The organism is Nocardiopsis algeriensis (assembly GCF_014203695.1).
Lineage (GTDB): Bacteria > Actinomycetota > Actinomycetes > Streptosporangiales > Streptosporangiaceae > Nocardiopsis > Nocardiopsis algeriensis.
The window spans coordinates 326,683-348,288 of the sequence record NZ_JACHJO010000006.1 but is presented as its reverse complement, the minus strand read 5'-3'; the positions used below and the strand labels follow the sequence as shown (position 1 = coordinate 348,288).

Genomic DNA, 21,606 nt, shown 5'->3' with positions numbered 1-21,606 from the left:
TTCCCCGGAGGAGGCGGGCCCTCGCCGTGGGTCCGGCGGCTCAGCGGAGCGGCTGGACGTCCTTCTCGTAGGGTCCGTCCCACTCCGTGGGAAGCGGGGAGGCCGCGGGGTTGACCCGGGCGACGATCTCGTCGAGCACGCGACGCACGTAGGTCTCTCCCACCCACAGGTGCTTCGCGCCCTCCACACCGATGATCTCGGCCTGCGTGAGCGGTTCGAAGCGTTTCCGGGCCTCGTCGGGGCGCAGGAAGTCGTCGAACTCGGGCACCAGGGCGACCACCGGTTTACCGGTCGCGGCCCAGGCCTCCATGTCCGCCTCCTCCGCGCGGTGCAGCGGCGGTGACAGCAGGATCGCCCCCTTCACCTGGGGGTCGGCGCCCCATTTGAGGGCCAGCTCGGTGCCGAAGGACCAGCCCAGGAGCCACGGCTCGGGCAGCCCCTCGAACTCGGTGAACTCGATGGCGGCCAGCACGTCGTGCTTCTCGGTCTCGCCCTCGCCGAACTCGCCCTGGCTGGTCCCGTGTCTGGACGAGGTGCCGCGCGTGTTGAACCGCAGCACCGCGATGTCGGCGAGTGCCGGCAGCCGGAACGAGGCCTTGCGCAGGACGTGGCTGTCCATCATCCCCTCGGCGGTGGGCAGCGGGTGCAGGCACACCAGTGTGGCCACCGGGTCCCTCCCCTCGGGCAGGGCGAGTTCCCCGACGAGCTCCAGGCCGTCGGCGGTGTGCAGGGTGACGGGTCGTCGCACGGCGGGCAGCACCGTGGTGGCTCGAATCTCCATGGCTCCTCTGTCGAAGTGGCGGGACCGGGCAGGACTCAGCGCCGGGGCGGCCGGGGCGAGCGGTGGGAACGCCGGTCCCAGCAGGAGGTGTGCCAGTGGCGCCGGTCCTCACCGTCACCGTAGGGGCGCCAGGCCACGAGGTGGGGCATCCCCGCCGGGATCTCCTGTGCGCAACCGGGGCAGCGGTAGACCTTCGTCGCCGCGGCTCCGGGGATGCGCCGCAGCACCCACTCGCCGTCGGGGCCGGTCTCGCGGCGCTGCCCCCCGGTGATGCGCAGCATGAGGGCGTCCTCGTCCCCGGAGGCGGGGGCGCGGCGGCCACGGTCGGACTTGCGGCGGGAGGAGTTACGGCGCGGGCTCACCCGTCCAGGTTAGAAGATCTGGGAGGTACGCACGGAAAAGGGGCCGCACACGGTGCGGCCCCTCTCCGGATCCCGTCCGGGTCAGGCGTGGCAGCCGCAGCCGCCGTGGTCCTCGTCGTGCTCGGCCTCGGGAAGCTGGTCCACCAGCAGCGGTGCGGGGACCGCGATGTCGGTGAGGCCGTACTCGCCCATGGTCACCAGGGTGGCGACCACCTCCTCGGCGCCGCGCTCGGCCAGCAGCTCGGTCGGGCCCTTGGGGTAGCCACATCCGAAGCGCATGGCAGTGTCGACGTCCTCGGCACCGGCGTAGCCGTCGCCGATCATGCGCATGGCGTCGTCGATCTGGGGGGCGATGAGGATCTCGCCCAGATCGAGGTTCTCCTCCTCGCGGATCATCTCCGCGTAGCGTCCGGTGACGCGGGGTTCGGGCTCGTCCCCGTCACCGTAGAAGCCGCGGCCGCTCTTGCGTCCGAGGCGGCCCGCCGCGACCATGCGGCGCAGCAGCGGGGCGGCGGCGTAGCGCTTGTCGCGGTACTCCTCCCACAGCACGTCCATGACGGCCAGGCACACGTCGAGTCCGACCATGTCGGCCAGGGTCAGCGGCCCCATGGGCAGACCCGCGGCCTTCTTGACGGCCTCGTCGATCTCCTCGCGCGTGGCGACCTTGCGCTCGTAGAGGCGGATGGCGTCGTTGATGTAGGGCACCAGGAGGGCGTTGGCGACGAAGCCGGCGCGGTCGCCCACGGTGACGGGGGTCTTGCCGATGCGCTTGGCGACCTCGGTGACGACGTCGGCCGTCTCGGGGTCGGTGGAGACCGTGGTGATGACCTCGGCCAGCTTCATGACCGGGGCCGGGTTGAAGAAGTGCAGACCCACGACCTTGCCGGGGCGGCCGGTGAGCGCGGCGATCTCGGTCACCGACAGCGAGGAGGTGTTGGTGGCCAGGATCGTCTCGGTCTTGCAGATCCGGTCCAGGTCGCCGAAGACGTCGCGCTTGAGGTCCATGCGCTCGGGGACGGCCTCGACCACCAGGTCGACGTCCGCGAGGTCCTCGCGCGAGGTGGTGAACACCAGCCGGGAGTCGATCCCGCTGCGCTCCTCCTCGGTGAGCTTGCCCTTGGCGACCGCGCGCGAAAGGGACTTGTCCACGTGGCCGCGGCCGCGGTCGAGGGCGGCCTGGTCGATCTCGACCCCGATGACGTCGAATCCCGCACGTGCGAACACCTCGGCGATGCCCGCGCCCATCGTGCCGAGTCCGACGACACCGACCTTGTCAAATTCCTGCACCATGTGCTCAGCCTAGACCTCGGTCGCGGTGCCTCCGCCCACCGGCTCCCCCCGTTCGTACCCGCCGGTAACCACGGAAGGGGACGACTCCTCCCCAGGACCTCGCGAAAGGCGGTAACGTGGCGTTCTGTGCGTCTCGTCATCGCCCGGTGCAGCGTCGACTACGTCGGCCGCCTGACCGCCCACCTGCCCATGGCCCCCCGCCTGATCCTCGTCAAGGCGGACGGAAGCGTGTCCATCCATGCCGACGACCGAGCCTTCAAGCCCCTGAACTGGATGAACCCGCCGTGCAAACTGCGGGAGGAGACCGTCGCGGACGGCCCCGACGTCTGGACGGTCACCCACGGCAAGTCCGGTGAGAAGCTCGTGCTGACCATCGAGGAGATCATGCACGACTCCTCCCACGAACTCGGCAAGGACCCGGGGCTGCAGAAGGACGGGGTGGAGGCCCACCTCCAGGAGTTGCTGGCCGAGCACATCACCACCCTCGGCGAGGGCTACACCCTCATCCGCCGCGAGTTCCCCACCGCCATCGGCCCGGTCGACATCCTCTGCCGCGACGGCGAGCAGGGGACCGTGGCCGTGGAGATCAAGCGCCGCGGCGAGATCGACGGCGTGGAACAGCTCACCCGCTACCTGGAGCTGCTCAACCGCGATCCGCAGCTGGCCCCGGTGCGCGGTGTCTTCGCCGCCCAGGAGATCAAGCCGCAGGCGCGCGTGCTCGCGGAGGACCGCGGAATCTCCTGCGTCGTGCTCGACTACGACGCGCTCCGCGGTATCGAGCCCGACGTCCTGCGCCTCTTCTGAGCCCCTCCCGGCCGAAGCCCCGACGGGCCCGTGTCCTCCGATCGGAGGACACGGGCCCGTCCGCTTGTCCGATACCGCCGGGGCCACCGCCGCGGGAACCTCGGTACATGAACGACACCGCGATCGAGGCCGTCGGCCTCACCAAGAGCTACGGCGGCTCCCCCGCCGTCGCGGGCATCGACCTCCGCGTCCCGCGCGGCGAGGTCTTCTCACTGCTGGGGCCCAACGGCGCGGGCAAGAGCACCACCGTCGAGATCCTGGAGGGTTTCCGCCGCCGCGACGGCGGCACCGTCTCCGTGCTCGGCGAGGACCCCGGACAGGCGGGGCGCCGCTGGCGCTCGCGCATCGGGATCGTCTGGCAGAGGGAGACGATGCTCCCCAAGGTGCCGGTGCGCGACCTCGTGCGCCACTTCGCCGGCTACCACCCCTCGGCGCACGACCCCGACGAGGTCGTCGAGCGCGTCGGCCTGGCGGCCAAGGCACGGGCGCTGCCCGACTCCCTCTCGGGAGGCCAGCGGCGGCGCCTGGACGTCGCCCTCGGGATCGTCGGCCGCCCCGAGCTGCTGTTCCTGGACGAGCCCACCACCGGGTTCGACCCGGAGGCCCGCCGGTCCTTCTGGGAGCTGATCGGCGACCTGGCCCGCCGGGGCACCACGATCGTCCTCACCACGCACTACCTGGAGGAGGCCGAGGCCCTGGCCGACCGCGTGTGCGTGCTCGCCGGCGGCCGGGTCCGCGCTCTGGGTGCCCCCGCCGACCTGGGCGGGCGCGCAGCGGCGCGGGCCACCGTGTCATGGACCGAGGACGGCGGGCACCGCGAGGTGCGCACCCGCGAGCCCACCCGGGTGGTGGCCGAGCTGGCCGCACGCTTTTCCGGGGAGGTTCCCGGGCTCGGCGTGCACCGGCCCACCCTCGAAGAGATCTACCTGAGCCTGGTCTCCGGGCCCGCCGGCTCCGGGACCGCGGGGGAGGGGACCGCGTGAGCACCGGAACCGCCGCCACCGGAGGCACCGCCCCCGCCCGTCTGCCCGGCGTGCTCCGCCTCGGCCTGTCCCGCGGATGGCTGGAGATCCGCGCGTTCGCCCGCGAGTGGGAGGGGATCGTCTTCACCTTCGCACTCCCCTCCCTGATCCTGATCCTGTTCGCGGTGGTCTTCGACGGCATGTTCGACACGGCCATGCCCGCCGTCGACTACTACCTTCCGGGACTGGTCGCCATGGGCCTGATGTCGGTGAGCTTCCAGAACCTGGGCACGGAGATCGCGATCGAGCGCGACCACGGAGGCCTGCGCCGCCTGCGCGGCACCCCCATGCCGCCCGGCGCCTACTTCGCCGGCAAGACCGTCCTGGTGGCCTTCCTGGCACTGGGCCAGCTGGTCCTGATGCTCGGGGTGGGCGCCCTGTTCTTCGATGCGCGGCTGCCCTCGGACCCCGCTTCCTGGGCCACCGTCGCCTGGGTGTTCGTCCTGGGCACCATCGCCTGTTCCCTGCTGGGTGTCGCGACCAGCTCCCTGGCCCGCAGCGCCCAGGCGGCCTCGGCCGTCGTGGTCGTGCCGTTCCTGGTCCTGCAATTCGTCTCGGGGGTGTTCGTCCCGGTGACGGCGCTGCCCGACTGGGTCCTGTACGTCGCCTCCCTGTTCCCGCTGCTGTGGATGGCCCAGGGCATGCGCGCCGCCTTCTACCCCGACGTGATGGCCGCCTTCGAGCCGTCCGGGGCCTGGGATCTGCACATGGTCGCCCTGGCTCTGGGGGCCTGGTGTGTGGTGGGCTTGGTGCTGACGCTGCTGACCTTCCGCTGGAAGACCCGAAAGGACGGCTGAGAGCGATGTCCTCCACCGAGCCGGCGGAAGCGCGACCGCTGCTCCCCGGCCCCGGCGGCACCGAACGGCACGCATGGGACCTGGGCACCGCCTGGTACATCTTCTTCGCCGTCGTGCTGACGGTCTTCGGGGCCGTGTGCGTGGTGGCCGGCGAGGGGTGGCGCGGCTGGTCCGCGGCGGGCCTGCTGGCCGCGGTGGGTCTGCTCCACCTCACCGTCGGCCGCTGGATCCAGGACACCGACCGGTACGCCACCCCGGTCTCGGGGGTGTTCGCCCTGGCGGTGGCGGCCCTGCTCGTGGTCGGAGTCCATCTCGTCCCGTTCACGGCCTTCGCGCTCCTGGCGGTGGCACCGATGTGCTTCATGACGGCGGGGGCCCTGTACGGAACCCTGTCGGTCGGCCTGGTCCTGCTCGCCCCCCTCGTGTCCGACTGGGCGGCGGGCCGGACCGACACCGCGGACGCGCTCGTGGCGGCGGGCGTCCACCTGGTCGTCCTCGGGTTCGCCTACTGGTTCGGCAGCTGGTTCCAACGCGTCGTCGCGCAGAGCTACGAGCGCTCGGAGCTGCTGCGGCAGCTGCGGGAGAGCCGCGCCGAGGCCGTCCGGCTGTCGGAGGAGAGCGGTGCCCTGGCCGAGCGCGAGCGCCTGGCCCGGGAACTGCACGACACCTTGGCCCAGGGGCTGACCAGCATCATCGCCCTCACCCAGGCGGTGGAGTCGGAGATGGGCCCCGACCCCGGCTTGGCCCGCCGCCACCTGGCGCTCATGCGTGCGACCGCGTCGGAGAACCTCGCCGAGGCCCGGGCGATGGTCGCCGCCCGGCGCCCGGTGCCGCTGGAGGAGAACACCCTGGACGCGGCCCTGGTGCGGATCGCGACCGCTCTCGGCGCGGAGTTGGGCATCACCGTCGACACGGCCGTGACGGGGGTGGGTCCCCGGGAGCTTCCGAGCCCCTCGCAGGTCTGCCTGCTGCGCACCGCGCAGGAGGCTCTGGCCAACGTCCGCAAGCACGCCGGCGCCCGACGCGTCGAGGTGTCCCTGTCCTACACCGACGTGGGAGTGCGCCTCACCGTCGCCGACGACGGACGCGGCTTCGACCCCGGCGCCTCCACCGGCGGCAACGGCCTGGCGAACATGCGGCACCGCGCCGAGGAGGCGGGAGGCGTCCTGGACATCGACACCGCCCCCGGGGAGGGCACGGCCGTGCGGCTGTCCCTGCTCCACGACGACGAGGAGGAAGGCACATGATCCGCGTGCTCCTGGCGGACGACCACCCCGTGGTGCGGGAGGGCATCCGCGGCATGCTCGCCGCCGAGCCGGACCTCGACGTGGTCGGTGACGCCTCCTCCGGCCCCGAGGCCCTGGCCCGGGTCGCGGAGCTGTCCCCCGACGTCGTGCTCATGGACCTGCGCATGCCGGGCGGCGACGGGGTGGCCGCGACGAAGCGCATCGCCACCGACCACCCGGGCACCCACGTCCTGGTGCTCACCACCTACGACACCGACAGCGACATCCTGAGGGCGGTGGAGGCCGGCGCCACCGGTTACCTGCTCAAGGACACCCCGCGCGCGGAGCTGGCCGAGGCCGTGCGGGCGACGGCACGCGGGGAGACGGTCCTGACCGGGCGCCTGGCGGGCAGGATCGTCACGGGGATGCGCCACCGGAGCGCCCCCGCGCTCTCCCAGCGCGAGACGGAGGTGCTCCGGCTGGCCGCCGACGGACTCACCAACACCGCCATCGGGCACGCCCTGCACATCAGCCCGACCACGGTCAAGACACATCTGATGCGCGTCTACGAGAAGCTCGGCGTGGGCGACCGGACGTCGGCCGTCAGCCGGGCGCTCCGGCAGGGCCTGCTGCCCGACGCCTGAGCGCACCGGGGACACATCAGGGTCGGCTCGGGGATCCTCCCTGATGCCGGCGACCTGCCGCTCGAGGACAATTCGGAATATGCTGGAAGCGATGAGCGAGATCACACCCCCCGACCGCGAGCGGATGCGCGCCTCCGACGCCGACCGCGACGCCACCGCGCACCAGTTGCGCGAAGCCCTCGCCGAGGGGCGCCTGGACCCTGACGAGCACAGCGAACGGCTGGACTCCGTCTACCGCGCCAAGACCCTCGGGGAGCTCCTCCCCCTGACCGCGGACCTGCCCGCCCCGAACAGCTCCGCGACCCCGGCCCCCACCGGCTTCCGGTCCCCGCGCCCGCTCTACGGCAGCGGCCGCCTCACCGACCAGGGCCCCACGAGTTCCTTCGCGGTCGCCGTGATGGGGGGTGCCGACCGCTCGGGCAGCTGGATCGTGCCCCCCGTCTTCAGCGCGGCGGCGGTGATGGGCGGAATCGAACTGGACCTGCGCGAGGCCCGCTTCGCCCAGCGCGAGACCACCGTCTGGGTCCTGTGCGTCATGGGCGGGGTGTCCATCACCGCACCCGACGACATCCAGGTACGGGTGCACGGCCTGCCGATCATGGGCGGGTTCGGTGTGCGGGGCGCGCCCCCCAGCGTGATGGACCCGGACGCACCGATCGTCCACGTGCGCGGCATCGCCGTCATGGGCGGCGTGGACGTGCAGTACCGCAAGCGGCGGCACCAGAAGGAGATCGAGGACTGAGCCGGCAAAGCTCGCTTTCGAGACATTTGCTGGTTTTCGGGCCGGTTATTTAATCATATTGGCCACAGCCACGTCATTCTTTTGGCTGATTGTGGCAATTTTACCTTCAGCGCTTGCCCACAGCTGCCGTCCGGTGGCACTCTGCATCGATACCTCGCCTACCCCAGGTGTCCATCCCCCAACACCGCGGAGCGATGGACTCCTCGTACCACGGAGGAAGATCGTTGCCTACACCCAGCAGACGGCTGGCAGCGCTGGCCGGCCTCACGGCAGCCCTGATGACCGCGGGCACCCTTGCCGCGAGCCCGGCGAGCGCCGCGCCCGAGCATGCCCCGCAGCACCCGGCCAAGCCGGGCAAGCCCGGGAAGCCGGGTAAGCCCGGGAAACCCGGCAAGCCCGGGAAGCCGGGCAAGCCGGGCACCCCTGGCGAGGACCTCCCCCTGTCGGAGCTCGTGACCGTCGACGCCGTCCGGAGCCACATGGAGAGCTTCGACGTCATCGCCGAGTACAACGGCGGCAACCGCGCCTCGGGCACCCCCGGCTACGACGTGGCCGCCCTCTACGTGGAGGACCAGCTCGAACGGGCCGGATACGAGACCTACCGGCACGAGTTCGACTACGACCACTGGTCCGAGCACTCCGACGCCGTCCTGAGCCGGACCGCGCCGGACGAGCACACCTTCGAGGTCGGCACCGACTACGTCACGCTGTCCTACTCGAGGGCGGGCGACGTCACGGCCCCGGCCGTGGCGGTCAACCCGGACAGCACCGCGAGCGGCTGCTCCGCCGACGACTTCGCCGGCTTCCCCGCGGGAGCGGTCGCGGTCGTCGTGCGCGGCTCCTGCGCGTTCTCCGAGAAGGTCCAGAACGCCGCGGACGCCGGCGCCTCCGCCGCCCTGGTGGTCAACAACGCGGACGAGGTGTTCCTCGGCACCGTCAGCGAGCTCTCCGACATCCCCGCGATCGGCGTGTCCGGCACGGCCGGCGCCGAGCTGCTGTCGGCCGGCGAGGGCCTGGAGGTGCGCGTCGCCGTCGACGCCTCCGTCGAGACCAAGACCTCCTACAACGTCCTGGCCGAGACGGCGGGCGGGCGCGACGACAACGTCGTGGTCGTCGGCGCCCACCTCGACGGTGTCGAGGACGGTCCCGCGATCAACGACAACGCCAGCGGCACCTCCTTCGTCCTGGAGACCGCGATCCAGCTCGCGGCGCAGGAGGAGACCAAGAACAAGGTCCGCTTCGCCTTCTGGGGCACCGAGGAGGAGGGGCTGATCGGCTCCACCGAGTACGTCGCCTCCCTGAGCGCGCAGGAGCTCGACGACATCGCGCTCTACCTCAACTTCGACATGATCGGCTCGCACAACTACGGCCGCTTCGTCCTGGACGGCGCGATGGAGCTGCCCGGTTCCGTCCCCGCCCCGTCCGGCTCGGGCGCGATCTCGAAGATCTTCTCGGACTACTTCGCCGAGCAGGGCCAGGTCAGCGAGCCCGGCGTGCTCAGCGGCCGCAGCGACTACGCGCCCTTCATGAACGCGGGCATCCCCTCGGGCGGTCTCTTCAGCGGCGCCGACGGCGTCAAGACCGAGGAGCAGGTCGAGTGGTACGGCGGTACCGCGGGCGCCCAGTACGACCCGTACTACCACACGCCCGACGACACGATGGAGAACGTCAACTGGGACTCGGTGGCCGAGCTGTCGGCCGCGGGTGCGCACGGCGTGGAGTTCCTCGCCGAGAACACCCTCCCCGTGAACGGCGTGCGCTCCTTCTCCGCCGCCACGCCCGAGTTCGACCGCGTGGGCGACACCTGGCTGCGCTAGGCCCTGTTTTTCGGATCATCTCGGGCTGCACGGCCGCCAGGCGCCCCCTTGCCGCGTCGGAGAGCTTGCGAAGCCAACCAGGCTGAGCTGCGCTCCCCGCCTCGCAAGGAAACGCCTGGCCGGCCGTTCGCCGGGGATCGGCTCCGCCGATACGGCGAGAGCATCCGAAAACACGGCCCAGCCGACACCTGACCCCGAGAAGCAGGAAGGGGCGGGCGGTGCGGACCTCCGGGTCCGCACCGCCCGCCCTCCGTTCTCGGGGGCGGAGTCCCGCCGCACCCGCCCCGGGGCCCCGCGCCGCGCGCACCCTAGGGTGGGTGCATGACGAAACGGGACACCGACAAGCCGGTCGTGCTGTCGAAGATCTACACACGCACCGGCGACAGCGGCACCACGGCTCTGGGAGACATGAGCCGCACCAGCAAGAACGACTCCAGGATCGCCGGCTACGCCGACGCGGAGGAGGCCAACGCCGCCATCGGCGCCGTCATGGCCTTCGGCGAGGTCCCCGACGACGTGCGGGAACTGCTCTCCCGCATCCAGAACGAGCTGTTCGACCTCGGGGCGGACCTGTCCACCCCCGTCGTGCCCGATCCCGAGTATCCGCCGCTGCGGGTGCTGCCGGAGTACGTCACCCGGCTGGAGGAGGCCTGTGACGCCTACAACGCCGATCTGCCCACGCTGCGCAGCTTCATCCTGCCCGGCGGCTCCCCCACCGTCTCGCTGCTGCACACCGCGCGGATCGTGGTGCGCCGTGCCGAGCGCAGCGTGTGGGCCGCGGTCGAGGAGCACGGGGAGGGCGTCAACGCCCTGACGGCGCAATACCTCAACCGCCTCTCGGACCTGCTGTTCATCCTGGGCCGGTACGTGGCGAAGGAGGGCGACGAGGTCCTCTGGAAACCGGGGGGCGAGCGCTGAGGCGACGTCCTCAGCAGGAGGGCGGAAACTCCTCGGCGTCGGTGAACTCGGCCTTCCCCGTTCCCGACACACTCGCGTAGACGCCCTGCTCCGAGGTGAGCGCCCCGGTGCTGAACACCAGGGTGCCGATGTCGTGCTCGGCCTCCTCACCCGGTTCCGCCGCAGCGGTCCCGACTCCCAGCAGGTACTCCTCCTGCGGGGAGTCCGGGCCCAGGCGGTAGACGGCGCGGCCGTCGCCGTCGAGGATGTCCCAGTCCTCACCGGGGGCTGACAGGTCCACCTCGATGCTCCCGCCCTCGAACTCGCGGGTGGCGATCAGGTGCCGCCGCTGGTGCTCCCCCACCAGGTCGATCTGGCGGGGCGGTTCCTCGCCGCACCAGGAGATGAGCAGCACGGGAAAACTGTGACCGGCCGTGAAGTGGCCGGTGGCGACCGCGGCCACATGGCCTCCGGTCGGCTGGCAGGCGATCAGGAGCGGGCCGGCCAGGGCGATGGCGGCCAGCCGCCGCGACGGGGAAGCGACCATGTCCGAAATCCTGCCATCCCCGGGCCATCCGGGGCGGAAGGCGCTCCGATGCGCACAGCGCCGGTTCAGGCCTCCCACGGGGTGCCCGGGGGCAGCGACTCGACCCACGACAGGAACCCGGTGAGGGTGGCCTCGCCCATCGCGATCTCGAACGCCGCCTCCTCGGGGTCGGCACCGTCGTCGCCGGCCCAGCCGATCCGCACGACCGTGCTGTCGGCGGGCAGCTGCTCCCCCTCTTCCGGCAGACGGCGCCCCACAATGACGAGACCGCGGCGCGACAGCTGTGCTGTCGGCCGCGGTCTGAGGGAGAAGATCGGGAACCAGTCGAGGTGCTCCGAGCCGTACCGGCACATACCGATGCGCCAGGAGCCCCGGCGGCCCCGTACACCCACGGTACGCAGATGGCACTCCACCGCGCCGCCGCGCCGCAGGAGGATCCAGCGGCGCAGGAATCCGGTGGCCGCCAGTGCGACCGCGAGCAGGAGAAGGGCGAGAAACACCCACTGCACGGGCTCCACCCAAGGCGTTCCGAGCAGCAACTGTTCCATTCCCACCCCGTCTCCGTCTCCAGGTACTGCGGTCAGGTGACTTCCTCGCCTGCCGCACGCAGGCGGCTGCGGGCGCGGCCCAGGGCGACGGTGTCACCCGATCCGCCGGCGCTCTCGAAAGCCGTGCGGGCGCGCTCGACGTCGATCTCCTCGGCGAGCTCGGCGGTCTCGGCGAGGATGGAGACGCGACCTCCGTCCGACACCGAGATGAACCCGCCGTGCGCGGCGGCCCGAACCTCACCGGTCTCGCGCGCACCCAGCACGCGGACGACGGCGTCGTGGGCCAGAAGGGCCATCACCGGGACGTGCCCGGGCTGGATACCGATCTCGCCCTCGACCGTCTTGGCGATCACCATGTCGCCCTCACCCGACCACACCTCGTGCTCGGGGGAGACGATCTCGACGGAAAGCTTCTTCGACACTGCCACAAACTCCTCGGCTGGCGGGTGGATTCGGCCGGGCCGACCCCCTTTCTCCCGGGGGCCGGCCCGGCCTGACGGCTTGCTCGCCGCCACCCTCGACGGACTCTTCGGTACTAGCCCTGGAGCTTCTTGGCCTTCTCGACAACCATGTCGATGTTGCCGACGTCGAGGAACGCCTGCTCGGGCAGGTGGTCGTACTCACCGTCGCACAGGCCCTTGAAGGAGGCGATGGTCTCCTCCAGCGGCACGAACACGCCCGGGGTACCGGTGAACTTCTCCGCCACGAACATGTTCTGCGACAGGAAGCGCTCGATCCGGCGGGCGCGGTTGACGATGATCTTGTCCTCTTCGGACAGCTCGTCCATACCGAGGATGGCGATCTGGTCCTGGAGGTCCTTGTTGCGCTGCAGGATCTCCTTGACCCGCTGGGCCACCTGGTAGTGCTCCTCGCCCACGTACTGCGGGTCGAGGATGCGGGAGGTGGAGGCCAGCGGGTCCACCGCCGGGTAGATGCCCTTCTGCGAGATCGGGCGGGAGAGCTCGGTCGTCGCGTCCAGGTGGGCGAACGTGGTCGCCGGGGCCGGGTCGGTGTAGTCGTCCGCGGGAACGTAGATCGCCTGCATCGAGGTGATCGAGTGACCGCGGGTCGAGGTGATCCGCTCCTGGAGCTGACCCATCTCGTCGGCCAGGTTGGGCTGGTAACCCACGGCGGAGGGCATGCGGCCCAGCAGCGTGGAGACCTCCGAACCCGCCTGGGTGAAACGGAAGATGTTGTCGATGAACAGGAGCACGTCCTGCTTCTGGACGTCGCGGAAGTACTCCGCCATCGTCAGAGCCGACAGCGCCACGCGCAGACGGGTGCCCGGGGGCTCGTCCATCTGGCCGAAGACGAGAGCGGTGTCCTGGAGGACCTCCATCTCGTCCATCTCCAGGAAGAGGTCCGTACCCTCACGGGTGCGCTCGCCGACGCCGGCGAACACGGACACACCACCGAAGTTGCGGGCGATACGGGTGATCATCTCCTGGATCAGAACGGTCTTGCCGACACCGGCACCACCGAACAGACCGATCTTGCCACCGCGCACGTACGGGGTGAGGAGGTCGATGACCTTGATACCCGTGACCATCATCTCGGTCTTGGACTCGAGCTGGTCGAACGACGGCGGGGTGCGGTGGATCGGCCAGCGCTCGGTGACCTGCAGCTCCGAGGTCGGCACGTCCAGGGACTCGCCCAGGGTGTTGAACACGTGGCCCTTGACGACGTCGCCGACGGGCACGCTGATGGGCGCGCCGGTGTCGCGCACCTCTCCGCCGCGGACGAGGCCGTCCTGCGGGGCGAGGGAGACGGTCCGGACCAGGTTGTCACCCAGGTGCTGGGCGACCTCCAGGGTGATCGTCTTGGTCTTGCCGCCGACGGTGACGTCGGTGTGCAGGGCGTTGTAGATGGCAGGCAGGGAGCCGACGGGGAACTCCACGTCGACGACCGGGCCGGTGACCCGGGCGATACGGCCGGTGGCGGTGCCAGCCCCAGCCGTCTCTTCAACAGTCGCAGTCACTTTTGTTACTCACTTCCCGCGCTGGCAGCAGCGAGCGCGTCGGCACCGCCGACAATCTCACTGATCTCGTTGGTGATCTCGGCCTGACGCGCCTGGTTGGCCAGGCGGGTCAGGTTCTTGACGAGGTCCTCGGCGTTGTCGGTGGCGGCCTTCATGGCAGCCCGACGGGACGCCTGCTGGGAGGCGGCCGACTCGAGGAGCGCGAAGTAGATCCTGTTGGTCACGTACTGCGGCAGCAGCTGGTCCAGGACGTCCTCCGCGGAGGGCTCGAACTCGTACAGCGGCAGTGCCTCACCGCCGTGCGCGGCCTCGAGCTCGGCCTCGTCGACCTCCTCCAGCTCCAGGGGCAGGACCCTCGTGGCCGCGGCCCGCTGCGTCAGCATCGACACGAACTCGGTGGAGACCACGTGGATCTCGTCGACCCCGCCCTCGTCGGTGTCCTGGGCGAAGCGCTCCATGAGAGCGTTGCTGATCTCCTGGGCGTGCGCGTAGGACGGACGCTCGGTGATGCCCTCCCACGTGGCCTCGAGGGGGCGCTCGCGGAAGTTGTAGGCGGCGACACCCTTGCGGCCCACCATGTAGGTGAGGACCTCCTTGCCCTGCTCCTGGAGGAGCCGGGAGAGGCCTTCGGCCTCCTTCAGGGCGTTGGCCGAGAAGGCTCCCGCCAGGCCCTTGTCACTGGTGATGACCAGGACGGCCGCCCGCGTGGGGTTCTCGACGTCGGTCAGCAGCGGGTTGTAGCGAACCCGGCCGGCCAGCGCCGAGACGGCCCTGGTGATCTCCCGCGCATAGGGCCCAGCTGCCTCAGCCGCCCGCTGCGCCTTGGTGATGCGCGTCGTGGCGATGAGCTCCATCGCACGGGTGATCTTCGCCATCGACTTCGTCGAGCGGATCCTCCGGCGATAGACGCGAAGCTGTGCACCCATGGGTTACTTCCCGCCCTTGGCGACCTTGATGGTCTCCTGGCCGACGTTCTCCTCGTCGAGCGCCTCGGCCTCGACGCCCAGGAGGGAGCCGGACGAGGTCTGGAAGCCCTGCTTGAACTTGTCGAGGGAGCCGACGAGGGCCTGCTCGGTCTCGGACTCGAACTTGCCGGACTCGCGGATGGTGTCCAGGACACCGCCGTTCTCGCGCTCCAGGTAGGACAGGAAGTCCTCCTCGAAGCGGCGCACGTCCTCGACGGGGACGTCGTCGACGCGGCCGGTGGTGCCCATCCAGATGGAGACGACCTGCTTCTCCATGGAGAACGGGGAGTACTGGCCCTGCTTGAGCAGCTCCATCAGGCGGGCACCGCGCTCCAGCTGCTGCTTGGAGACGGCGTCCAGGTCGGAGCTGAACGCGGAGAAGGCCTCGAGCTCGCGGTACTGGGCCAGGCCCAGCCGGAGGGTACCGGAGACCTTCTTCATCGCCTTGGTCTGCGCCGCGCCACCGACACGGGAGACCGAGACACCGACGTCGATGGCCGGACGCTGTCCCTGGTTGAACAGGTCGGACTCCAGGAACACCTGGCCGTCGGTGATGGAGATGACGTTGGTGGGGATGTACGCCGAGACGTCGCCCGCCTTGGTCTCGATGATCGGCAGAGCGGTCATCGAGCCCTTGCCCAGCTCGTCGGAGAGCTTCGCGCAGCGCTCCAGGAGGCGGGAGTGGAGGTAGAAGACGTCACCCGGGTAGGCCTCACGGCCCGGCGGGCGGCGCAGCAGGAGGGAGACCGCGCGGTAGGCCTCGGCCTGCTTGGTCAGGTCGTCGAAGACCACCAGGACGTGCTTGCCCTGGTACATCCAGTGCTGGCCCAGCGCGGAGCCGGTGTAGGGGGCCAGGTACTTGAAGCCCGCGGCGTCGGACGCCGGAGCGGCGATGATGGTGGTGTACTCCATCGCGCCGGCCTCCTCCAGGGCGCCGCGCACGCTGGCGATGGTCGAGCCCTTCTGGCCGACCGCGACGTAGATGCAGCGCACCTGCTTGTCGGGGTCGCCGGAGTCCCAGTTGGCCTTCTGGTTGATGATCGCGTCGATGCAGACCGCGGTCTTGCCGGTCTGCCGGTCGCCGATGATCAGCTGGCGCTGGCCGCGGCCGATCGGGGTCATCGAGTCGATGGCCTTGATACCGGTCTGCAGCGGCTCGTGGACGGGCTTGCGCTCCATCACGGTCGCGGCCTGCAGCTCCAGCTCGCGGCGCTCGGTGGTCTCGATCTCGCCCTTGCCGTCGATGGGGTTGCCCAGGGGGTCCACCACACGGCCGAGGAAGTTGTCGCCCACCGGCACGGAGAGGAGCTGGCCGGTGCGGCGCACCTTCTGCCCCTCCTCGATGCCGGTGAAGTCGCCCAGCACGACGGCACCGATCTCGCCGATCTCGAGGTTCTGGGCCATGCCCAGGGTGCCGTCCTCGAATTGCAGCAGTTCGTTCGCCATCGCCGAGGGAAGGCCACTGACGCGGGCGATGCCGTCACCGGAGTAGGTGACGGTACCGACCTCTTCCGCGCGGGTGGCCTCAGGCTCGTACGACTGGACGAAGCGCTGCAGCGCGTCCCGGATCTCGTCCGGCCGGATCGTCAGCTCCGCCATCTCTACGTTGTCCTTGCTCTCAAGTGGCGCCGAGCCGGCGCCGTGCGTGCTTGCCTTGCATTCGGGTGTCAGCCGGCCAGACGGCGCCGCACCTCGGCGATGCGCCCGGCGATCGTGCCGTCGGTGATCTCGTCACCCACCTGGACGGACAGGCCGCCCACGAGGCCGGGGTCGACCTCGATGTTCAGGTGGATCGCACGCCCGTACCTGCGGGCGAGGGCGCCGCGCAGGCGTTCCTGCTGGTCCTCGCTCAGCGGGTGCGCGACACGGACCAGCGCGATGTAGCGCTGGGCCCGCTCCGCGACGAGCTGGGCGTAGGTCTCCAGCACCTGCTCCAGGGTGCGGTTCCTGGGGCGGGCGACCGCCTCGCCGACGAGCGCGACTGTGGCCGGGTTCGCCTTGCCCTCGAGCAGGTCGCGGACCAGGGCGCGCAGGTGCTCCTGGGAGACCCCGTCCCGGGTGAGGGCCGCGCGCAGCTCGGGCTGGGCGACGACGATCCGCTCGAAGCGGAAGAGCTCGTCCTCCAGCTCGTCCAGGCGGGTGCCGTCGACCGAGGCGATGGTCGCGTAGACGCCCATGCGCTCCAGTGCGTCCACGAGGTCGCGGGCGCTGGACCACTTCTGCTGGACGACGTCGCTGACCACGATGACCGTGGACGGCGAGACCTTGCTCTCGAGCAGCTGACCGATCAGACCGGTCTTCTGCTCGGCGGGGTTGGACTGGTCGGCCAGCCAGCGGCGCAGCGAGTGCTCATCGCCGAGCAGCCCGACCACCTCGAAGATCTCGGCCCCGAGCTCGATCGCGTGGCGGTCGGCGCCGGCCGACGCCAGGACGTTCTCGTCCAGGCGCCGGGTCACCTCTGCCAGAGAGGTACGACTGATACCACGCATCAACGCACCTCGGCCCGCTGGACATTCCCGTCCTGCTCCAGCTCCTGGAGGAACCGGTCCACGACACGGGTCTGCGCGGCGGTGTCGGTGAGGGTCTCACCGACGATGCGGCCGGCGAGATCGGTGGCCAGGGCCCCGACCTCGCCCCGCAGCTGGGCCATCGCCTGCTGGCGGTCGGCCTCGATCTGGGCCTTGGCGGCCTCCAGGATGCGGGACGCCTCGGCCTGGGCCTCCTCGCGGGCCTCGGCGATGATCGCCGCGCGCTGCTCCTTGGCCTTCTCGAGCTCCTGGGCGTACTCGCGGTGGGCTTCCTCGAGCTTCTCGCGGTACTGCTGTCGGATCTCCTCGGCCTCGGCCTCGGCACGCTTGGCCCGCTCGATGCCGCCCTCGATGGCGTCGTGGCGCTCGTCGAGGACCGCCATCACCTTCGGGACCGCCTTGCGGCCCACGAAGAACCAGACCACTGCGAGCGCGATCGCACCGAAGGTGAACTTCACCCAGTCGATTCGCAGAATGTTGTCATCGGCTGCCAGCTCCAGCAACATGGTCAGCCCTCCTTCACGTCAGTTGCCATCGAAGAACGGTCGGCCGTGTCGGGCCTAGTTGACGGCGAACGCGAGGACGAAGCCCAGGATGGCGAGGGCCTCGATGAGCGCGAAACCGAGGTAGATGTTGGTCTGGAGGGGACCGCGGGCCTCGGGCTGGCGGGCGATGGCCTGCATACCGAGACCGAAGACGATACCGACACCGATGCCGGCGCCGATGACGCTGATGCCGTAGCCGACGGTGTTGATGCTGCCGGAGATCGCGGCGATGTCCATGTTGTATTCCCTTTACTCGACGTCCGGCGTTGCTTGCGCAATTGGTCAGTTCGCCGGTTTGGACGGGGTCCTTCACACCTCGGGTCCCCCCGGCAGGGGCCGGGGAGGGGAGAGGGGAATCTAGTGGGCTGCTTCGAGGGAGTCGTTGAGGTACAGACCGGCCAGGAGCGTGAAGATGAACGCCTGGACGAGCATGATGACGATCTCGAAGACGAAGAAGACGATGTAGCCGATCAGGGCGGCACCGGAGAACACCGCCGAGGCGGCGGCGAGCGCGGCGGGCGCACCGAGGTTGAGCATGTACCAGCCGCCGTAGGCGAACACGGCGAGCAGGAGGCTGCCCGCGAACATGGTCGCGAAGAGACGGAGGGCGTGGGTGACCGGGCGGATCACGAAGACCGAGAGGATCTCGATCGGGGTGACCAGCACGTAGATCGGCTTGGGCATCCCCGCCGGGAAGATCTGGTTGCGGATGTAGCCCCAGCCGCCCTGGTTGCGCATGCCGATCACCAGGGTGAGCACGTAGACGAAGACCGCCAGCATGGCCGGGAAGGCCAGGTTGCTGTTGACCGGAAGCATGCCCGGGATGAGACCGGTGAAGTTCATCAGCAGGATGAACGTGAAGAGGGTCGTCAGCAGCGGCAGGAACTTGTCGCCCTTGGCGCCCATCGTGGGTCGGGCGATCTGATCCCGGATGAACAGGATCAGCATCTCACCGATGCCCTGCCTGCGCCCGGGGACGAGGCTCAGCTTCTTGCTGAACCACGACCACAGGAGCAGGGTGGCACCGACCGCCACGAGCAGCAGCAGCAGGTGCAGGTCGATACCGGCACTGCCGGGGATGTTCTCGTACCACGGTGTGGGGAAGAACATCCCCGTGGTAGGAGCGGAGAAGCCGCACCCGTTGTCGCCGAAGAGATGGCAGCCCGGTTCGGCCGCGAGAATGCGCACGTCAGCACTCACGGCGAATCCTTTCGTCGTGACGCAAGAAAGCCTCGTTGATGGTTGTGCCGGAGCCCGGCCGGGCGGGGGACCGCACCGGTCGCACTCCAACGGGGTGGTTCAGTCCTGACGGGTCTTGGCGACGATCAAGAGGACCGCCCCGACCAAGCCGAGAACCGCGCCGATGGGCAGGAAGAGCGCCTGGAAGCCCAGAAGCTTGTCCGCCCCCCAGCCGATCGCGCTCCACACGAGCACGCCCGAGAGCAGAGTGGAGAAGAGCGCCCAGCCGTCGGACTCCCGCGGCCCCGAGGGCTGGTGTGAGTCCGTCTTCCGTGCAGGTTCGCTGCTCATCTCGCTCCGGAATATAGCATGGGGCCTCAGGCCGGAACGTGTCCGCCCATCCGCCGGAGAACAGGGTATTACGCTCGGTTCCACGGCCTGGCGCCAGGTCGGCCATCACGTCCTCTCCGCATCCTCGTCGGGCTGCACATGGAGGATCTTGGCCCGTGACGTGGCCCAGGTCTGCCCGCCCAGCCATCCCAGCACCACGGCAAGGGCGCTGTAGACGAAGGCGTTGCTGCTGAGGTCCTCGATCAGGGGACTGCGTCCGAGCGTGACCAGAACGATGCCGAGGATCACCATCTTGACGACGAACCCGACCAGGTTCGCGGCAAGGAAGAGGTCCTCGTTGCGGCGCGTGATCGCAATGACGGCCCACTGCCCCAGACCGAAGCAAGCCAGGACGATCGCCACGGCGAAGGCCGACCCGAGAGCGCCCGAACCGCCGGCGAACAGCGCCGACAGCACGACGGCCAAGGCTCCGATCACAGCGGCGGGAAGCGCGGCGCCGCGGAGGATCCGGGCTCCGTGTTCCTGCATGGCAAAGCTCCGAAGGGGTTCGTGGGTACCTGCTCGTGAAAGCTATCACAAGGTTTTCGGTGCTGAATCCGAAGGATCCTTAACGCGACCTTAACGCCTCGGAAAACACCCGCTTCACGCGGGCTTCGGGTCTTTTGTCACTTTGGCCACACCTGTTGCTTCTGCCCCTTGCGACCACCCCACACCAGCCGTCCGCGGCGGCGCAGCCGCGGCAGGGCGATGAGGCCGACCGCGCAGACGGCCACGAGAGCCGTCACCAGGAGCACGATCACCACCGAGTCGAACACCGACAGGGCCACCGCGGCGAAGGCGACGATGCCCGCCCACAGGTACATGAGCAGCACGGCGCGCACGTGGCTGTGGCCCATGTCGAGCAGCCGGTGGTGGAGGTGGCCCCGGTCGGGGGCGAACGGCGACTTGCCGGCCAGGGTGCGGCGCAGGACCGCGAGCACGAGGTCGGCCAGCGGCAGCGCGATCACCAGCAGGGGCAAGGCGATCGGCAGGAAGACCACCAGTCCGGAATCGAGTTCCTCGCGCGCGGTGTTGGCGTCGAACTGGCCGGTCACGGTGATGGTGATCGAGGTGAGCAGCAGGCCCAGCAGCATCGACCCGGTGTCTCCCATGAACACCCGGGCCGGGTGGAAGTTGTGGAACAGGAAGCCCACGCAGGTGCCCGCGAGGATGATCGCGATCATCGCCGGATAGGACTGGCGGACGAAACCCTGCTCCACCGCCACCACGTAGTAGTAGGCGAAGAACGCGAACGCGGAGATGCCGACGATCCCCGCCGCGAGGCCGTCGAGGCCGTCGGCGAAGTTGACGGCGTTGATGGTCACCACGATGAGCAGTACCGAGACCATCGCGCCCAGCCACGGCCCCAGGGAGAGCTGCGTGCCCGGCAGAGGCAGCCACAGCAGCTGCACGCCCTGCCAGACCATGATGCCCGCGGCGGCCACCTGTCCGGCGAGCTTGCTGAGCGCGTCCATGCCCCAGCGGTCGTCGATGACACCGATGACCGTGATGAGACCGCCGGCCAGCAGCAGCCCCAGCCACGTGTCGGCGACGAAGACGTTCTGCAGGTGCGGCAGCTGGGCCGAGATCAGCAGCGCGGCCGCGAACCCGCCGTAGATGGCGAGGCCGCCCAGACGCGGGATGGGCTCGGTGTGCACGTCGCGGTCGCGTACCGGCGGGGTGGCGCCGAAGGCGATCGCGAACTTGCGCACCAGGGGAACCAGCAGATAGGTCACCGCGGCGGCGATGACGAAGGTGAGCGCGTACTCCCGCACGGCCTGGCCCTTCTAGTCGCGACTCTGGGGGATGTCCTTCTCGGGGGCCTGCCCCGTGCCGTCCGCCTCCCGCGCCTCTTCCCCGGCCGCCTCCTGGGACCGGGCGGGGCTCCTGCGCGGTTCGCCGATGACCGTGCCGCACACGGCCCGCAGCTGTTCGACGGAGATCGCGCCGGCGCGCAGCACCCGCGGAACCGCGTAGGTGAGGTCGACGATCGTGGAGGGGACCGAGGACTCGGTGGCACCGCCGTCGAGGTAGACGGCGACGTCCTCCTCGCCGAGCTGCTCGACCGCCTCGTCCACGCGGGTGGCGGCGGGCCGCCCCGACTTGTTGGCACTGCTGACCGCCATCGGACCGGTCTCCTTGAGCAGCTCCAGGGCCACGGGGTCCATGGGCATGCGCACGGCCACGGTGCCCTTGGTGTCGCCCAGGTCCCAGGACAGGCTCGGGGTGGCCGCGCAGACCACGGTGAGCGGACCGGGCCAGAACTCCTCCATGAGGTCGCGGCCGTGGCTGCCCAGATCGTCGATGAGCGCCGTCGCCGCCCGCATGGAGCCGACCAGGACCGGCGGAGGCATCTCGCGGCCGCGGCCCTTGGTGGTGAGCAGGCCGGCCACGGCCCTGGGGTTGAAGGCGTCCGTGCCGATGCCGTACACCGTGTCCGTGGGCAGCACCACAAGCTCGCCCCGGCGCACCGCGGACGCGGCGTCGGCGATGCCGTCCTTGCGGGCTGCCTCGTCCGCGCAGTCGTAGATGCGGCTCACGTTC

At 70.1% G+C, this 21,606-nt stretch carries 25 protein-coding genes; 8 read left to right on the top strand and 17 right to left on the bottom strand.

Translation table 11 applies throughout. The features are described 5' to 3' along the window. Positions 1-40: 40 nt before the first annotated feature. From FHS13_RS12050 to FHS13_RS12040, 3 genes are all read right to left on the bottom strand, one after another. Positions 41-781 carry an alpha/beta hydrolase gene (locus tag FHS13_RS12050; RefSeq protein ID WP_184291548.1) on the bottom strand — a complete coding sequence of 247 codons (741 nt, stop codon included), beginning with the start codon at positions 779-781 and terminating at the stop codon, positions 41-43. A 35-nt stretch (positions 782-816) separates the two neighbouring features. Next, positions 817-1,143 carry an ATP/GTP-binding protein gene (locus FHS13_RS12045; RefSeq protein WP_184291546.1) on the bottom strand — a complete coding sequence of 109 codons (327 nt, stop codon included), beginning with the start codon at positions 1,141-1,143 and terminating at the stop codon, positions 817-819. Positions 1,144-1,224: 81 nt separating this feature from the next. Beyond that, complete coding sequence (locus tag FHS13_RS12040; RefSeq protein WP_184291544.1) at positions 1,225-2,433, bottom strand: 3-hydroxyacyl-CoA dehydrogenase; 1,209 nt, start codon at positions 2,431-2,433, stop codon at positions 1,225-1,227. 126 nt (positions 2,434-2,559) lie between these two features. On the opposite strand from FHS13_RS12040, the gene nucS reads away from it, so the two are divergent. The 8 genes from nucS (at position 2,560) to FHS13_RS12000 (ending at position 10,403) form a co-directional block, all read left to right on the top strand. Further along, positions 2,560-3,237, top strand: a complete 678-nt coding sequence (gene nucS, locus FHS13_RS12035) for an endonuclease NucS (protein ID WP_184291542.1) — start codon at positions 2,560-2,562, stop codon at positions 3,235-3,237. 107 nt (positions 3,238-3,344) lie between these two features. After that, positions 3,345-4,220 (top strand): ABC transporter ATP-binding protein, encoded by an 876-nt coding sequence (locus FHS13_RS12030; RefSeq protein ID WP_184291540.1) that lies wholly within the window; start codon positions 3,345-3,347, stop codon positions 4,218-4,220. Then, positions 4,217-5,056, top strand: a complete 840-nt coding sequence (locus FHS13_RS12025; RefSeq protein ID WP_343064996.1) for an ABC transporter permease — start codon at positions 4,217-4,219, stop codon at positions 5,054-5,056. The genes FHS13_RS12030 and FHS13_RS12025 overlap by 4 nt, the downstream gene beginning before the upstream one ends. 5 nt (positions 5,057-5,061) lie before the next feature. After that, positions 5,062-6,303 carry a sensor histidine kinase gene (locus FHS13_RS12020; RefSeq protein WP_184291538.1) on the top strand — a complete coding sequence of 414 codons (1,242 nt, stop codon included), beginning with the start codon at positions 5,062-5,064 and terminating at the stop codon, positions 6,301-6,303. Beyond that, the gene (locus FHS13_RS12015) at positions 6,300-6,926 is read left to right on the top strand and encodes a response regulator transcription factor (RefSeq protein WP_184291536.1); all 627 of its coding nucleotides are present in this window, start codon (positions 6,300-6,302) and stop codon (positions 6,924-6,926) included. Before FHS13_RS12020 ends, FHS13_RS12015 begins: the two co-directional genes overlap by 4 nt. Before the next feature lie 79 nt (positions 6,927-7,005). Beyond that, positions 7,006-7,668, top strand: a complete 663-nt coding sequence (locus tag FHS13_RS12010) for a DUF1707 SHOCT-like domain-containing protein (protein WP_184291534.1) — start codon at positions 7,006-7,008, stop codon at positions 7,666-7,668. Between the two features lie 194 nt (positions 7,669-7,862). Further along, complete coding sequence (locus tag FHS13_RS12005) at positions 7,863-9,485, top strand: M28 family peptidase (RefSeq protein WP_425491173.1); 1,623 nt, start codon at positions 7,863-7,865, stop codon at positions 9,483-9,485. Positions 9,486-9,806: 321 nt separating this feature from the next. Then, positions 9,807-10,403, top strand: a complete 597-nt coding sequence (locus FHS13_RS12000) for a cob(I)yrinic acid a,c-diamide adenosyltransferase (RefSeq protein ID WP_184291532.1) — start codon at positions 9,807-9,809, stop codon at positions 10,401-10,403. Positions 10,404-10,413: 10 nt separating this feature from the next. On the opposite strand, the gene FHS13_RS11995 is transcribed toward FHS13_RS12000, so the two are convergent. From FHS13_RS11995 to FHS13_RS11930, 14 genes are all read right to left on the bottom strand, one after another. After that, positions 10,414-10,929, bottom strand: coding sequence for a hypothetical protein (locus FHS13_RS11995; protein ID WP_184291530.1), 516 nt, complete (start codon positions 10,927-10,929; stop codon positions 10,414-10,416). A gap of 65 nt (positions 10,930-10,994) precedes the next feature. Continuing rightward, on the bottom strand, positions 10,995-11,477 hold the full coding sequence (locus FHS13_RS11990; protein ID WP_184291528.1) for a DUF2550 domain-containing protein: 483 nt from the start codon (positions 11,475-11,477) through the stop codon (positions 10,995-10,997). A gap of 32 nt (positions 11,478-11,509) precedes the next feature. Further along, positions 11,510-11,899: a F0F1 ATP synthase subunit epsilon gene (locus FHS13_RS11985; RefSeq protein ID WP_184291526.1), complete on the bottom strand. Its 390-nt coding sequence runs from the start codon at positions 11,897-11,899 to the stop codon at positions 11,510-11,512. Between the two features lie 113 nt (positions 11,900-12,012). Continuing rightward, the gene (gene atpD, locus FHS13_RS11980; RefSeq protein ID WP_184291524.1) at positions 12,013-13,455 is read right to left on the bottom strand and encodes a F0F1 ATP synthase subunit beta; all 1,443 of its coding nucleotides are present in this window, start codon (positions 13,453-13,455) and stop codon (positions 12,013-12,015) included. A gap of 5 nt (positions 13,456-13,460) precedes the next feature. Continuing rightward, positions 13,461-14,381, bottom strand: a complete 921-nt coding sequence (locus FHS13_RS11975; protein WP_184291522.1) for a F0F1 ATP synthase subunit gamma — start codon at positions 14,379-14,381, stop codon at positions 13,461-13,463. Between the two features lie 3 nt (positions 14,382-14,384). Next, entirely contained in the window at positions 14,385-16,019 is a 1,635-nt protein-coding gene (atpA, locus tag FHS13_RS11970; protein WP_184291520.1) for a F0F1 ATP synthase subunit alpha, read from the bottom strand. Between the two features lie 68 nt (positions 16,020-16,087). Continuing rightward, complete coding sequence (locus FHS13_RS11965) at positions 16,088-16,909, bottom strand: F0F1 ATP synthase subunit delta (protein ID WP_184291518.1); 822 nt, start codon at positions 16,907-16,909, stop codon at positions 16,088-16,090. Then, positions 16,909-17,451 carry a F0F1 ATP synthase subunit B gene (locus FHS13_RS11960; protein WP_184291648.1) on the bottom strand — a complete coding sequence of 181 codons (543 nt, stop codon included), beginning with the start codon at positions 17,449-17,451 and terminating at the stop codon, positions 16,909-16,911. The genes FHS13_RS11965 and FHS13_RS11960 overlap by 1 nt, the downstream gene beginning before the upstream one ends. Positions 17,452-17,508: 57 nt before the next feature. Then, the gene (atpE, locus tag FHS13_RS11955; RefSeq protein WP_184291516.1) at positions 17,509-17,730 is read right to left on the bottom strand and encodes an ATP synthase F0 subunit C; all 222 of its coding nucleotides are present in this window, start codon (positions 17,728-17,730) and stop codon (positions 17,509-17,511) included. Between the two features lie 120 nt (positions 17,731-17,850). Then, entirely contained in the window at positions 17,851-18,681 is an 831-nt protein-coding gene (atpB, locus tag FHS13_RS11950) for a F0F1 ATP synthase subunit A (protein ID WP_184291646.1), read from the bottom strand. Between the two features lie 111 nt (positions 18,682-18,792). Continuing rightward, complete coding sequence (locus tag FHS13_RS11945; protein ID WP_184291514.1) at positions 18,793-19,023, bottom strand: AtpZ/AtpI family protein; 231 nt, start codon at positions 19,021-19,023, stop codon at positions 18,793-18,795. A 105-nt stretch (positions 19,024-19,128) separates the two neighbouring features. Continuing rightward, positions 19,129-19,551, bottom strand: coding sequence for a Cg1360 family ATP-synthase-associated protein (locus FHS13_RS11940; protein WP_184291512.1), 423 nt, complete (start codon positions 19,549-19,551; stop codon positions 19,129-19,131). A 137-nt stretch (positions 19,552-19,688) separates the two neighbouring features. After that, complete coding sequence (locus FHS13_RS11935) at positions 19,689-20,837, bottom strand: MraY family glycosyltransferase (protein ID WP_184291510.1); 1,149 nt, start codon at positions 20,835-20,837, stop codon at positions 19,689-19,691. A gap of 12 nt (positions 20,838-20,849) precedes the next feature. After that, the gene (locus FHS13_RS11930) at positions 20,850-21,602 is read right to left on the bottom strand and encodes an L-threonylcarbamoyladenylate synthase (RefSeq protein WP_184291508.1); all 753 of its coding nucleotides are present in this window, start codon (positions 21,600-21,602) and stop codon (positions 20,850-20,852) included. Between the last annotated feature and the right edge of the window lie 4 nt (positions 21,603-21,606).